At 58.9% G+C, this 14,196-nt stretch carries 13 protein-coding genes; 7 read left to right on the top strand and 6 right to left on the bottom strand.

Annotated features, from left to right (window positions below; genetic code table 11):
• Window positions 1-8: 8 nt before the first annotated feature.
• Window positions 9-1,034, top strand: coding sequence for an RluA family pseudouridine synthase (locus tag FHX15_RS00635; RefSeq protein WP_184392768.1), 1,026 nt, complete (start codon window positions 9-11; stop codon window positions 1,032-1,034).
• Window positions 1,035-1,047: 13 nt separating this feature from the next.
• Here the strand turns inward: FHX15_RS00635 and FHX15_RS00630 are convergent, their stop codons facing one another.
• Window positions 1,048-1,209: an entericidin gene (locus FHX15_RS00630; protein WP_184392767.1), complete on the bottom strand. Its 162-nt coding sequence runs from the start codon at window positions 1,207-1,209 to the stop codon at window positions 1,048-1,050.
• 266 nt (window positions 1,210-1,475) lie between these two features.
• On the opposite strand from FHX15_RS00630, the gene rpoH reads away from it, so the two are divergent.
• Together rpoH and FHX15_RS00620 are read left to right on the top strand one after the other, a co-directional pair.
• A complete protein-coding gene (gene rpoH, locus FHX15_RS00625; RefSeq protein ID WP_037104500.1) occupies window positions 1,476-2,384 on the top strand; it encodes an RNA polymerase sigma factor RpoH in 909 nt (302 codons plus the stop codon).
• A gap of 247 nt (window positions 2,385-2,631) precedes the next feature.
• The gene (locus FHX15_RS00620; protein WP_184392765.1) at window positions 2,632-3,312 is read left to right on the top strand and encodes a hypothetical protein; all 681 of its coding nucleotides are present in this window, start codon (window positions 2,632-2,634) and stop codon (window positions 3,310-3,312) included.
• A 760-nt stretch (window positions 3,313-4,072) separates the two neighbouring features.
• Here FHX15_RS00620 and FHX15_RS00615 read toward each other — a convergent pair.
• Together FHX15_RS00615 and FHX15_RS00610 are read right to left on the bottom strand one after the other, a co-directional pair.
• The gene (locus FHX15_RS00615; protein ID WP_184392764.1) at window positions 4,073-6,424 is read right to left on the bottom strand and encodes a hypothetical protein; all 2,352 of its coding nucleotides are present in this window, start codon (window positions 6,422-6,424) and stop codon (window positions 4,073-4,075) included.
• Between the two features lie 60 nt (window positions 6,425-6,484).
• Window positions 6,485-7,783, bottom strand: a complete 1,299-nt coding sequence (locus tag FHX15_RS00610) for an adenylosuccinate synthase (RefSeq protein ID WP_007815162.1) — start codon at window positions 7,781-7,783, stop codon at window positions 6,485-6,487.
• 188 nt (window positions 7,784-7,971) lie between these two features.
• Between FHX15_RS00610 and FHX15_RS00605 the strand changes: the two genes are divergently transcribed.
• A complete protein-coding gene (locus FHX15_RS00605) occupies window positions 7,972-8,889 on the top strand; it encodes a DMT family transporter (protein ID WP_184392762.1) in 918 nt (305 codons plus the stop codon).
• Here the strand turns inward: FHX15_RS00605 and FHX15_RS00600 are convergent.
• Window positions 8,886-9,734 (bottom strand): GNAT family N-acetyltransferase, encoded by an 849-nt coding sequence (locus FHX15_RS00600; RefSeq protein ID WP_184392760.1) that lies wholly within the window; start codon window positions 9,732-9,734, stop codon window positions 8,886-8,888. The two genes, FHX15_RS00605 and FHX15_RS00600, sit on opposite strands and share 4 nt — an antisense overlap.
• Window positions 9,735-10,002: 268 nt before the next feature.
• Window positions 10,003-10,338: a hypothetical protein gene (locus tag FHX15_RS00595; protein WP_184392758.1), complete on the bottom strand. Its 336-nt coding sequence runs from the start codon at window positions 10,336-10,338 to the stop codon at window positions 10,003-10,005.
• 264 nt (window positions 10,339-10,602) lie between these two features.
• On the opposite strand from FHX15_RS00595, the gene FHX15_RS00590 reads away from it, so the two are divergent.
• The 3 genes from FHX15_RS00590 (at window position 10,603) to FHX15_RS00580 (ending at window position 12,250) form a co-directional block, all read left to right on the top strand.
• Window positions 10,603-10,812: a KTSC domain-containing protein gene (locus FHX15_RS00590; RefSeq protein ID WP_184392756.1), complete on the top strand. Its 210-nt coding sequence runs from the start codon at window positions 10,603-10,605 to the stop codon at window positions 10,810-10,812.
• Between the two features lie 115 nt (window positions 10,813-10,927).
• Window positions 10,928-11,767 (top strand): DUF6030 family protein, encoded by an 840-nt coding sequence (locus tag FHX15_RS00585; protein ID WP_184392754.1) that lies wholly within the window; start codon window positions 10,928-10,930, stop codon window positions 11,765-11,767.
• Window positions 11,768-12,049: 282 nt separating this feature from the next.
• Complete coding sequence (locus FHX15_RS00580) at window positions 12,050-12,250, top strand: KTSC domain-containing protein (RefSeq protein WP_051942244.1); 201 nt, start codon at window positions 12,050-12,052, stop codon at window positions 12,248-12,250.
• 107 nt (window positions 12,251-12,357) lie between these two features.
• On the opposite strand, the gene FHX15_RS00575 is transcribed toward FHX15_RS00580, so the two are convergent.
• The gene (locus FHX15_RS00575) at window positions 12,358-14,142 is read right to left on the bottom strand and encodes a putative bifunctional diguanylate cyclase/phosphodiesterase (RefSeq protein ID WP_184392752.1); all 1,785 of its coding nucleotides are present in this window, start codon (window positions 14,140-14,142) and stop codon (window positions 12,358-12,360) included.
• Between the last annotated feature and the right edge of the window lie 54 nt (window positions 14,143-14,196).

Here is a 14,196-nt window from a genome sequence, read left to right as displayed (position 1 = left end):
GAAGCGTCTTGAGCGACCCCTTTAAACAAGCAGATGACAATAGAAAAGTCCTGACCGCTGACGAGACGGCCGAAGGTCGTCTCGACGCATGGCTGACCGCGCAGCTCGGCGAGGAATTTTCCCGCAGCCGCATCAAGGCGCTAATCAAAGATGGACAGGTCTTTTTCAAGGGGGAGCCGCTTATCGATCCCCAACGCAAGGTGCGAGCCGGCGACAGCTACGAGATCACCCTGCCTGAACCGGAAGACCCGACGCCGAAGGGCGAGAAAATTCCGCTCGATATCCTCTATGAGGATGAAGACGTCATCGTCATCTCCAAGCCGGCCGGCCTCGTGGTCCACCCCGGTCCCGGGAACTGGACGGGAACGCTCGTCAATGCACTAATCCACCATTGCGGCAACACCCTTTCGGGCATCGGGGGCGTACGCCGCCCGGGCATCGTTCACCGCCTCGACAAGGATACGACAGGCGTCATGGTCGTCGCCAAGAACGATATGGCGCATCGCCACCTCTCGCTGCAATTCGCCGACCACGGCCGCACCATGCCGCTGGAACGCGCCTATCATGCGATCGTCTGGGGTCGACCGCGCGCACTCTCGGGAACGATCGACGCACCGCTCGGCCGCGCCACCGGCGACCGCACCCGCCGCGCCGTCAAGCGCCCGGATAGTGACCGTGCCGACGATGCGATCACGCATTACGAGGTGCTGGAGCGTTTCCATGAAAACCCGGATGCGAGCGCACTTGCCTCACTCGTCGAATGCCACCTGGAGACGGGCCGAACGCATCAGATCCGAGTCCACATGGCTCATATCGGCCATCCGCTGTTGGGCGACGCCGTCTACGGCGCCGGATTCAGGACCAAGGCCAATCTTCTGCCCGACGAGGCCCGCAGAATCGTCAAGGCGTTCGATCGGCAGGCGCTGCATGCCTACATGCTGCAATTCGAGCATCCCCGCACCGGCGAAGTGATGCATTTCGAAGTCCCCCTGCCGAATGACATGGTGGAGCTGGCTGATGCCCTGCGCGGATGAGGGACGGCCGCTGCTATTTCTTGGAGCCGGCGCTCAGGACCCGATGCGTGGCATTATCGAGGGCGTGGCTGGTGTCGCGCCCGTCCTGCGCCAGCCCTCTTGCGGTATTCCCACAGGATGAAAGAGTGGTCGAAAGCGAAAGCAGCAGGATTACGGCAAGGACTGGTCTGATCATCGGTTTCCCCATGAAACGCGTGTGCGAGGATGCTCCCGCCACTGGAAAAATGCGGCAGCAGCCAGTAAAATCAATGCCTCCAGTTGACTCTGCCACAGGTCGGATAACGCCGTCGTGAACGTCGGGGCAACCTTGAATCCCGGTTTCGCCATACTTATCTGTACATAGACTTATTGCGGGCTTGGAGAGAGCCGCATGTCCCGGTTTGCCTTTAACGCGAGGGCGCGTTCCATCGGGAACCGGAATCCATACAAGGAGGGTGCATCATGGCCCGAAATAACTTGCCGTCCATTACCGCCGGCGAAGCCGGTCTCAATCGTTACCTCGATGAAATTCGTAAATTCCCGATGCTGGAACCGCAGGAAGAGTACATGCTCGCTAAGCGTTACTCCGAGCACGGCGACCGCGATGCCGCGCACAGGCTCGTCACCAGCCACCTTCGCCTCGTTGCGAAGATCGCCATGGGCTATCGCGGCTACGGCCTGCCGATCGGTGAAGTCGTGTCGGAAGGTAACGTCGGCCTCATGCAGGCCGTCAAGAAGTTCGATCCGGAACGCGGCTTCCGTCTGGCTACCTACGCTATGTGGTGGATCAAGGCTTCGATCCAGGAATATATCCTGCGCTCGTGGTCTCTGGTGAAGATGGGCACGACTGCGAACCAGAAGCGCCTGTTCTTCAACCTGCGCCGCCTGAAGGGCCGTATCCAGGCTATCGATGACGGCGACCTGAAGCCGGAGCATGTGACCGAGATCGCAACAAAGCTGAACGTCTCCGAGGAGGAGGTCGTTTCGATGAACCGTCGCCTTTCCGGCGACGCATCGCTGAATGCCCCCATCAAGGCCTCGGAAGGCGACAGCGGCCAATGGCAGGATTGGCTCGTGGACGACCACGACAGCCAGGAAGACGTGTTGATCGAGCAGGATGAGCTCGATACCCGTCGCCGCATGCTGTCGAAGGCCATGAGCGTGCTGAACGACCGCGAACGCCGCATCTTCGAGGCTCGCCGCCTCGCTGAAGACCCGGTGACGCTGGAAGATCTTTCGGCCGAGTTCGACATCAGCCGCGAGCGTGTCCGCCAGATCGAAGTCCGTGCCTTTGAGAAGGTGCAGGATGCGGTCCGCAAGGAAGCGCTGGAGCGTGCCAAGGCTGTGCGCGTGGTCGAAGCCACCGCATAAGCCGGTTTGTATCTGTATGATTTGAAAAAGGCGGGTCCTGTGGCCCGCCTTTTGTTATAGAGCCTTTCCCGGTTAGATTGAAGCATTCTGTTCTCAAACGGAGTCGGATAGAGGAGCGGAGAGTTCGAATATCTTCATAGATAGATAGACAGATATGGGAGGTTAAGAACCTCGGATAATCTGGCGAGCTTTTCTTTCGTATGGCTGCGCATGTATCCTGAATTGTTTTCACGATTCGAGGCATACCATGAGCGGAAAAATTTGGCGCAATGTGTTCTACTGCATCGCGGTTATTCTGTTTGGTATCCTGATTTATCTGGTTCTGAACAACCATGACGGGCAGTGGATTATGTTGCTCGGTACGTTCATCAGTCTGCTAGCCGCAAGATTCGATGACCTTGCGAAATTCAAGCTCTCGAAAGACGGCCTAGAAGGCGAGATGAGGCAGGTCATAGACGAGGCGAAAGCCACGCTAGAGCAATTGCATTCTGTGGCGGAAACGCAATCTCGGATGATCCTATGGTCTATGGAAGCTCACGGTCGTTGGAGCGGATTGAATTTGCGGGACCAAAACCAGATGCGTGACGCGGTTGTGTCAAACCTGAAGGCTCTTCGCCTGCCGGAAGCGAAAATAGAGCATGTCCTTTCGGTCGAATACCCATACATTGATCATGACTATGCAACTTATGTTGTCCGCGGCCTTAACCGTAGCCTTAAGGAAGACAAGCTCAAAGCGTGGAATGAATTCTATTCGCCGGACGTTCGGAAGGGTATTGGCTATCAACCCACGCCTGACGAACTTGAGAAGTTCCTTGCGTCGCTGGATTTGATCAGCGACGAAGTGAAAGAGCGACTAGAAGACTATCGGTATTTCCTTAAGACGCGAAAGCACCGCCGGCCCGAAGAGTGGATGAAGAGCCGCGACTGATCCAGCCTTTCAGATACACAGAAAGCGTTCGTCACACCGCTGCAAATCTTTAAATAATCATCTAAAACCAATGCCATATACGATTTGGAGATATCTCCGTCCGGACAGATAGCTAAATAGATGGATGTGGTTCTGTATGCCTAGCGGGGTGTCAACGCGATAACTTCTTCTTTGCATTCGCTGGATCGCCACCAACGATACCAAAATAGCGTGACCCGGTGTCAGGCTGCCTCACCCCACACGCAGGCTAACTGCTGATCCTTATCAGTTATGTAATTATAGAGGGGTCCATGCAGGGCAGCATATCCAATGTCGCAACCATCCGTGGTATCGAACTTGTAGCAGCCGGGTGCAGTTAGCTTGTCGGGTGGCGACTGTTTCACGGTGCCTTGGCAGGCACGGCAAATATTCCTCAGTTTGTTGGCATGATCGACCGGCCGGCGCGCATCGTAGCCCAGGTCTACGGCCAAGCCAGCCCGTCAATCAGGCGGCCCGTTTCAGCCAACCCTCCCGCAGATTTGGGGGGACAAATCTTCAAGACATGAAATCGCCGGACGCACTTATCGCTTCGCCATGCGAAGCGGTGCGGCCGGCGGGCCAGGCATCTTTCCACCAGCATCAGAAGCGATCGCTCGGACGTACCTTGAGGTATGCCCTTCGCCATCGCTTCTGCCCTAACGAAACCCTGCTCCGGCAGAATGCTTCAATCCTGACCAGGAAAGGCTCTAAGCGATTCTTGAACTCCGAGAAGCACCCGGCCTTACTGGCTGGTCGAGAGATCTCCGAGCGCGGTCCATTCCTTGATCGCCGTGTTGAAGGCGTTGCCTCCGGTAGCGCCCTTCTGCATGGTCAACAGCGCCCGGCGGCCGTTGCGGTAGGTGATCGGAATGTCGATCCAGTCGCGATTGCCAAGCAGGTCCAGATTGGACTTGCGTGCATCAGGATAGTCGTTGAGCGCGATCATGTGGAAATCGTCGGTGATTTTAGCCGGCACCGCAATCAACGGATCGCCGCGATCCTGCTCCGTACGCTTCATCGAGATGCGTTGGACGCTATCGATGCTGCCGCCCTCGAAATTCGGCGGAACCGAGAAAACAATCTCGACCAGATGGCTTGCCGGCAGCGACGGGTCGGAGTTGCGCTTGAAGGTCAGGAGGGCCGAAAGATTACGCTCCGGTACAGTCACGTTGCCCTGCACGGTGGCTTCCTGGCGACCGTCCTGTCCAGCCTCATGCTGCACGGTCCAAACGACTGATCCCTCGATTGCTGTGGGTGAGCTTTCACCGATTCGCTCTTCGTAGAGGAACATCTTTTCCGTAGCACCGACAGGCGTGTTCTGCGCCGCGGGTGCGGCCGCAGGGCCATTCGGCGTCAGGTTTTCGGCAGGCGCAGCATCGGACTGGGCGCTCGGGGTGCTCGTATCGGCTGCAGCGACGTTCTGCTCGGCAACCGACTTGCCTTCCGCCGTTGGCGTTCCCGGTACTGCTGCCGGGCCGTTATCGACTTCGGTGCCATCGGCGAGCAACCGTTGGGTGAACTTGGCGTTGGCAGCCGAGCCGTCCAGAGAGGCGGCTTCCGGATTGGGTCGCGCCGGCACCGCTGCGGCATTCTGATTTGCCGGCGATGTCGTGACTGACGTACCATTCTGCTGCGCCGGCGGCGGCGTTGTCGGCGTAGCCGTCTCGTTGCGCACAGCGGAACTGACGAGGCCGTCGACCATCTCCTTCACCGCCTCGCGGTTCATCCAGCCGGCATAGGCGCCACCGCCGATAATGCCGAGCGTGACGAGGATTGCCAGAATGGTGCCTATGCCAAAGCGGCGGCGCTTCGGCTCCATACGGAAACTCTTGCCCTGCAACTTCGAGGCGACGATCTGGTCCAGATCCATGGGCCGATTGCCGTCGTCATCATCGTCAGCAACAGCGTTGCGGCGATCGTAGCCGCGCAGCGCACGCGCCTCGCGCCAGCCTTCGCTTGGTGCGGCCGGTGCGGGAGCCGCTGAGCCGGAGCCATTGCCGGCATGCACTTCGGCAAAGATATCGACGTCGTCGAAATGCGCCGAAGCCGGTGTCTTCTTGCCTGTGCCGGCCTCGATCGGCGGCAGATCATCGAAAGCGGCCGCTTCCCAGGAGAAGTTTTCCTTGGCAGCCGGCATGGCGGCCGGCGAAGCGGAGTTTGCGAGTGTCGATACCTCGTCAAAAGCACGTGCTGAAGCATCGGCGGGAACGGCAGGCGCGGACTCGGCATAGGAGTGGAGTTCTTCGCGCGCCCATTCGGTCTCGGCTTCCACCGGTACGGGAGCCGGCGTGTCTGCAACCGGCTCGGACCACATGCGATCGAAATGCGCCGCCGCATCTACTGCAACCGGCTCTTCGCGCGTATGCTCGATGAAATCACTGGTTTGCGTCTGCGATTGCGGCTCAAAATCGGCCATCGGCTCAACGAGCCTGTTGGACGCACGGTCTATGCCACCCGGGAGGGGCTGGTGAACCTCTTCGCGATGGAGCTCTTCTTCCATCTCGTGGACGGTTTCGGCTGCCGGCGCGGCGGCGGCCTCCTCCGGCCGCGGTTCTTCCGGATAATATTCCTCCACCTGCTCATGACGACTCTCGGGCTCGGCGTGAATCTCCGCATGTTCCTGCCCGCGCCATTCCTCTGCAGGCGCCTCTTCCTCATGGGGCGGATGCCATTCAGCATGCTCCGACCCCACCTCTTCGGCGGGAGCGGCCGCCTGAACAACCTCCTGCGGCTCAGCAGGCGGCTCGTGGACGGGATGCTCTAGGCCCCGCTGCTCACCGTTCTCATAGACGGGAGCCTCGGCGACAGGCTCGTGCTCCAGAGCAGGCTCTTGATGGACTTCGGGCTCCGGAGCGCCTGCGACCAATTCCTCGATATCACCCGCTTCAGCATGCTCGCTCTCGACTTCACGGATTGCAGCTTCGAGCTTATCAAGCTGGCGTTGCAGCATGGCTTCCGGCGGACGCGGCTTCATGTTCTCGAGCTGCCGCTGCACAGCGCCGCGCGCGCGCTCGTAGACCTTCACCCGCATCTCAGGGGTATTCTCAGACAGGCCGTCGACTGCCCGCCGAATAACTGCAATAAAATCCGCCATCAGTACTTTCTCAAGAAGTCCGGCATACTCCCGAACGGTCGCCTTAAGTGACCCGCGACATTAATCCTCAAACGGATCGGTCACAAGTATGGTGTCGTCACGCTCGGGGCTGGTGGAAAGCAGCGCAACGGGCGCGCCGATCAGCTCTTCGACCTGGCGAACATATTTGATCGCCTGCGCCGGCAGATCCGCCCAGCTGCGAGCGCCGACCGTCGATTCCTTCCACCCCTCCAGGGTGACATAGATCGGCTCGACGCGAGCCTGAGCCGCCTGGCTTGCCGGAAGATGATCGATCTGCTCGCCGTCGAGCATATAGCCGACGCATATCTTCAATTCATCAAGGCCATCGAGCACGTCGAGCTTGGTGAGTGCGATGCCGCTGATGCCGTTGGTGGCGACGGACTGGCGCACGAGTGCAGCGTCGAACCAGCCGCAACGACGCTTGCGGCCCGTCACCGTACCGAATTCATGGCCCTTTTCGCCGAGAAACTGACCGATCTCGTCCGTCAGCTCGGTCGGGAACGGCCCTTCACCGACGCGCGTCGTGTACGCTTTGGTGATGCCGAGGATATAACCGAGCGAACCCGGACCCATGCCCGAACCTGCCGCCGCCTGCCCAGCTACCGTATTGGAGGAGGTCACGAAGGGATAGGTGCCGTGATCGATATCGAGGAGGCTGCCCTGCGCACCCTCGAAGAGGATACGGGCGCCCTTGCGGCGCTGCTTGTCGAGGAAAAGCCAGACCGTATCGCGGAAGGGCAGCACGCGGTCGGCGATCGAGGTCAGCTCGTCCATGATCGTCTGGTGGCTGACTTCGGCAACGCCCAGACCACGGCGAAGCGCGTTGTGATGGGTCAGGATGCGATCGACCTTGCCCGGCAGGGCTTCGAGGTCTGCGAGGTCCATGACGCGGATGGCCCGGCGGCCGACCTTGTCTTCATAGGCAGGGCCGATGCCGCGCCGTGTCGTGCCGATCTTGGTGCCGCTGTTGGAGGCAGCATCTTCGCGATAGGCATCGAGCTCACGGTGCAGGGAAAGAATGAGCGTGGCATTGTCGGCGATGCGCAGATTCTCGGGCGTAACTTTCACGCCCTGCGCTTCCAGCCGGCCGATCTCGGCGATCAGCGCATGCGGATCGACGACCACACCGTTGCCGATGACGGCCATCTTGCCGGGGCGTACGACGCCGGAGGGCAGCAGCGAGAGCTTGTAGCTCGTGCCGTCGATCACGAGCGTATGACCGGCATTGTGTCCGCCTTGATAGCGCACAACGATGTCAGCACGTTCCGAAAGCCAATCGACAATCTTGCCCTTGCCTTCGTCACCCCACTGCGAACCGACCACGACCACGTTCGTCATCAAACTCTTCCTGTTACCGGCGGAGAACCGCACACCTGCTCAAACCCGCGCATCTATAAAGCTTTGTTTTTGGGAAAGCGACCCTGTTATCACAGCAGATTCGGCTTTTTACGTGACAAATCAGCCGCCAGCAGGCTAAGCCCAATCATAAAAGCCTGCCAAAGACGACCAAGACGGGAATATCCTCCTTGCAAGCAACAGCCTATATCTGCCTCGTCATTGCAACTCTCTGCTGGGGCGGCAATGCAGTTGCGGGCAAGCTGGCGCTCGGCCATGTCAGCCCGATGATGCTGACCTTCCTGCGCTGGTTCCTGGCTGTCATGCTGATCGCCGCCGTCTCGCTGCCGCAGTTGCGGAAGGACTGGCCGGTGGTGCGCAAGAACCTGCCCCTCCTCTTCTTCTACGGAGTGATCGGCTACACGACCTTCAATGCCATGCTCTACTCGGCGGTGCAGTATACGACCGCGATCAATGTCGCGATCGAGCAGGCGGGCATCCCCATGCTGATCTTCCTGCTGAATTTCGTCTTTTTCCGCACCGGCGTTTCGCTGGCCCAAGTCGTCGGCTTCGGCATGACGCTTGTCGGCGTGGCGCTGACGGCAGCGCACGGCGATCTCCAAACTCTGCTGCAGCTCAGTCTGAACCGCGGTGATGCGTTGATGCTGATCGCCGTCGCCGCTTATGCCGTCTACACGATTTTCCTGAGATGGAAGCCCGTCGTCGACTGGCGCACGCTGATGGCGATCCCGGCTCTTGGCGCCGCCCTGACCGCGCTGCCTCTCCTTGTATGGGAGACTTCGCGCGGCAGCGTCCAGTGGCCTGACGGCGAAGGCTGGGCAATCGCCATCTACACGGCAATCTTCGCCTCGCTGCTCGCGCAGATACTTTATATCAAGGGTGTCGAGGAAATAGGCGCCAACCGCGCCGGCCTGTTCATCAATCTCGTCCCGGTTTTCGGCACGCTGCTCTCCGCCGCTCTGCTCGGCGAAACTCTGCAGCTTTTCCACGTGATTGCGCTGGTACTGACGCTCGGCGGCATCGCTATCGCCGAAAAGGGCCGCCCGAAAACGGCCGCGTCGACCGTACCGGCTTCGCCAGTCGACTAACCGAGCTCCAGGGTCGTCACGCCATAGACGTTCTTCAGCGGGATTTCTGGCAGCGGGCCGCGATACATGCGCGCGGTTTCCATGACCGGCTCGAGCCCTACGCTTTCGGCAAGCGCAATCGCCTCGGCATTGACGGCGGGGATATCGATATAGATCGACGCGCCATGTGCGTGGGGAATGAGGCCTGCCAGAAGGGCAGCTGCGCTATCCGTATCGTTGGCAAAAAGCGGGCCGATCTTGTAGCCATCGTAACAGCGGCGGATCGTGCCGTAACCGCGGATCTTGCCGCTCTTGCGCACAACGACCGAACTGCGCCCCTTTCGCGCCGTGCACCAGGCAGCAAGGAAAGCCGCGCGAGACTCCGGGAAAATTCCGCTATCGTAGCGCAGCAGGCCTTCGAGACGCGTGTCCAGAACCGGCTGCGCGACGAGCGACGATTGCGGCACCGATGTCGGCACGCCACCATAACGGATAGTCGTATAAGCCGCCTCGAAGCCAGCTTTACGATAGGCTTCCTGCTGAGCGGCAACACCATCGAGACCGATCGTGCGATCTCCTGCTGAAGCGATGCCGGCATTCCAGATCGCCTTACCGAAACCCTGGCCACGGAAATCGGGATGCACGATGTAGAGACCGAGGAAGGCGAAGTTGTCGCCATATTTGACGACCGAGATGGAGCCGACCGGCACCTCACCAATCACGCCGACAAAAAATCCGGAAGGATCGGCCTCATGGAATGCGATCGCATCATCGAGACCGGGATTCCAGCCCTCCTGACGTGCCCATTCCAGCGCAAGCTCCAGTTCGCCGGGCCGCATGGAACGAACGGCAAATTCCGAATTCATGCAACCTTCCCAGATTGAAACCCGCAAGTCCCTTCCGTCTTGCGCCAAGCAATCGTCAAGTCGATTCCTTATGCGCTCGGACTGGCCATGATGAACTCCCGTTCACGGCTTGAACGATGCGTGTCGTCGTTTTGAAATGCAATGCAAAAGAACTTCGACTTCGCATTACCATGAAACAATGTAATTGCAATCTCAAGAAAATTACTGCGGCCGCAAGATGCTTGCGGCGAGCGCAAATCAAAAGTCGACAACATCAAATATGCAGGCCTTAGCGCAGAAGCGGGCTCAGCGCTTCGGCAGCACCGATGGTCTGCGCAGCCTGGATGAAAACGCTGCCGAAAACAAAGTCGACGACGATGGTCAGCCGGTGCGAATAGGCTTTCAGGTCATATCCTTCGCTTTCGACCTGTGCCGGAGCGCGCAGCGCAAGAGGCACATTCGGGCGAACAAAGCCGGCGCTCGTCGTCAGCGGCTCCTCGGGCAGATGGCCGATGGCCGAGGTGTACATCAGATCGCGACCGAAGCCGCCCGGACCGAAGGCAAAAGCCTGCCCTGTCGCCGATAAGGTGATTGCAAGCGTGGCGACGAGAAAAAATCTGCTCATCGTAACTTCCCCGTTTTCAATCGGCCGACGATTTTCGCCTGGCCGCAGCGCCGATAGCATCTGTCCATGCCCGGCCGCTTTCATGAGGGGCACTCTACACGCCGGCATTTGCAGGCTTTTTAAGCAGATCCGTAAAATTTTATTGAAACGCGATTTTTTAGACTGCCACTATTCAAGCAGAAAACAATCTTTACCATACGTCTTGACGGTATCTTCGCATCCTTACTTCTAAGGTGCTCCAAAACAAAACAGGGGCAGAAAACAATGCACGAAGTTCCAGTCAAATCCAGAATAATCCAGAACGTCTATTTCAGCCAGGACGACGGGCGCCTGCGCATCTGCTTCCGTAACGGCGAAGAGCGCCTCTTCGAAGGCGTACCGGTCGACGACGTCAAGACCATGGTAGCTGCACCCTCGCCAGGCCAGTATTATATCGACCAGATCAGAAGACGTTACCGTCGCATCGCGGCCTGACGCTTCGATACCTTCACCGGAGCGACTTTAGCCATCCTCCGTCGAGATCGATTGCCACATCACCGCGAGCCTTATAAATGATGACTTCCATTGTCCGAGGTCTCGCGAACTGACGATGTCATCGTCCGATCAGAACATGAAACTGGCGCCGCGGCCGCGAAAGGGCCGCGCCGTCATGTGGTTGCTGATCATTCTGTCCTTTTCGATTGTGGCTGCAACAGTGCTGCTGTCCAATGACATGCGCCATCTGAAATCACTGGCCCATTATTTTCGCGTGGAGCTTTTTCTGCCACCGGCGCCTCCACCTGCGCCACCGCCGAAGACCTTTCGCCGCACCCAGCCTTTAAGCATCGATATCCCGCCGCGCATGTTCGCACAGCCGCAACCGGCTCTCGAGAGCGCTTTCCTGCGGACCTGGCGTATTTCCGGCCCGGCTATGTGCGAGGCGCTACGCTCTGCCGGAATCGAGATGAGCGAATGGGCGGAGACTGCCTTTAATTCCGATACGTTCGAATGCTCCTATGAACACATCTATAAGAAGGAGAAGGCGCATATCGTCAGCTCACTCTTCCTTGTCGTGCGCGGCAACGGCAGAGGCACGATTACCAGCATGCGCGCGAAGCTTGTCGGTCCCGCAGTAGACGGCAATGGACAGCTTGATGCGAGCATAATGCGCATGTTCGAAACCATGCTGACACAGCCGGCCTGGCTCGATTTTCATGAGGCACTCTCGGCAATCCGCAATCTCAAGGATGCGAAGGAGGAAGGCTTCGGTGCCCTTATCAATTTCACCCAGGAATATTCGCGTCACGGCAGTTTCAACTTCACACTCCAGCTGCAGGAGACGTCTGGCCAGCAGCGCCGCACGAAGGATTACTTTTCCCCAAAGACCTGGCTGCCAGCACCAGATCCCTCCTCGCAAGTGCCCGAACTCATCTTCTGGCGACGCGCCTGATAATCTGGCGCTGACAACAAGCCGCGCCGGATGCATGGTCACGCAGGTCAGCGAAATCCTGACCGTCACGCCGGCGGATCGACGTGCGGCGCGCTTCACCTTGAAGCGCTCGCAACCTAATTTAGCGCGTCAAACTTCAGACGCATTTAACTCAAAATAGGTGCGGCCGAGCTTTTTCGATCCTTGACTCGCATCGGGCAGGGCTTAGCTTGAAGCTGTCTTGAACCGCTCGTCGGATCCAGCAGCCACCTCTCTCGCGCGAAACACATCGGGGAGTACCGCATGGAAACTAGACTGCAGTCCAAACTTATTGAAGCGATTGATTATAAGCGCGAGACTCGACACCTCACGCTCTATTTGACGAACGGCCAACGCCGGCATTACGAAGATGTCCCTGAAGGCATCGTCGTTGGACTGACCGCAGCAGCTTCTCCTGGCGACTTCTATATGAGCCAGATCCGCGGCCGCTTCCGCACCACCTGAAGAATACGGCACGCACCCAAGGCGTGCCGTATCGGTGCACTGAGAGTTAAGCCTGAGGTGCTCATCGACAGACTGCCCGCAATCGACCTGATATTTTCCTCGTCGCCTCATCCGGCTACATTTTGCGATTTGCCCTCGTGGGAGGCTAATGCAAGAAAGCGTCCCATATCGACGGCACTAGAAGGATAGCCAAGCGCAAAGCCTTGCAAGCTGTCGCAGCCGAGCCGCGACAGCGTCACGGCATGAGCTTCGGTTTCCACCCCTTCGGCGATCACTTCCACATCAAGTGCCTTTGCTATTTCGACGATCGACCCGACCACCCGCCTCTGTTCAGCCGATTCCACCACATCGGCGACGAGCTGGCGGTCGATTTTCAACCGCTTCGGTTTCAGCCGCACGAGGCCAATGAGCGAGGCGTGGCCGGAGCCAAAGTCATCGATCTCGATATCGATGCCCATCTGCTTGATCAGGTCGACATTAGCGAGGAATTTATCGTCGCAATCGTCGAGGAAGATCGTTTCCACCAACTCGAAGACGATGGCACCCGGCGGGATGGCGAGTCGACGCAGCTTGTCCGCCAGAGTTGGATCGGCAAGACGCGCAGGCGAGATATTCACCGCAATGCGCGGCACATTGCAGCCCGTAGCCTGCCATGCCGCGCGATCTTCGAGCGCACGCCGCAGGACCACGGCATCGATCTCTGCAGAGAGGCCATGTTCGTCGGCGATGCGGAAGAAGACGCCTGGCGCAAGCACGCCCCTTTCCGGATGGTTCCAGCGCGCCAGCGCTTCCAGCCCCGTGATCTCGCGTGTATGCGCATCGAGCTGAACCTGGTAATAGGGAAGGATCTGGCCTTGCTCGAGGGCCTCGGCGAGCTCCTCGGCGAGGCGGCGTGTGCCACGCAGCTCTTCCTGAAGCTGTCGGCTGAAATACTCGACGCGGTTGCGGCTGAGCTTTTTCGCCTGGTGAAGCGCCAGATCTGATTCCGCGAGCAGATTGCGCGCCCGTCTGTTGTTGCTCCAGGACACGCCGATCGAGGCGCCGGACTGCAGCATCTCCTGCCCGAAACGGATCTTCTTTCGCAATCGCCGCTGCACATCCTCGACGATCGCCCTTAGTTGGTCGAAACCATTGAAATTGACCAGTACGATGACGAATTCGTCACCGCCGACACGCGCAGCCATACCATTCGCAGGAGTAGCAGCGGCAATTCTCAGCGACGCCGCCCGCAATACGGCATCCCCAGCTGCGTGGCCGTGACTGTCGTTGATCTGCTTGAGCTGGTCGAGATCGAGATGCAGAACGGCAAGCGAGGACACGCTCTTGTCCATCGTCAACTCGGCAAGCCGCTTATCGAGCAGACGCCGGTTCGGCATGCCGGTCAGATAGTCGTGGTCCGCGACATACTCTATCCGTGCATTGCTTTCCTCAAGCGCCAGCGCCCGGGCCTCGGCCACCATCTTTTGCTTGCCGAGTTCAGCGTTGAGCAGCACATCGGATGTCACGTCCCATTCCGCACCGATAAAGGACGGAGTGCCGTCCTCATCGACATAGAAATGCGCACGCGACCTTAAATGCCTGATCTCTCCGCTCGGCAGGATGATGCGAAATTGGGAATTATAGGCGCCTCGGGCGGCGACCGCTCGCTCGAAGTCCCGTTCAGCCCGTTCCCTGTCTTCGGGATGCAGAGCATTCGTCCACACCCGCGTCGGCACTGCCCGATCCACCTGGCCGGTATCATACAGACGGTGCATTTGCGCGTCCCAGAGAATAAAATCTCTGTTGATGCTGTGTTCCCACACACCAATTTGCGAAGCATCGAGCGCCAGCTCCAGTCGCCGTAGAAGATCCTGGAACTCTCGCTCTGATCGCGTTGGTTTAGTCTCGGGCAATTGGTCTAAGCCTTCGAAACCTGTAGAAATTTACAGTATAGTCGCAAGCCTCCA

The organism is Rhizobium sp. BK650 (assembly GCF_014195325.1).
GTDB lineage: Bacteria > Pseudomonadota > Alphaproteobacteria > Rhizobiales > Rhizobiaceae > Rhizobium.
Note: the sequence above shows the minus strand (reverse complement) of the source record. Positions and strands in the feature narration are given on the sequence as shown.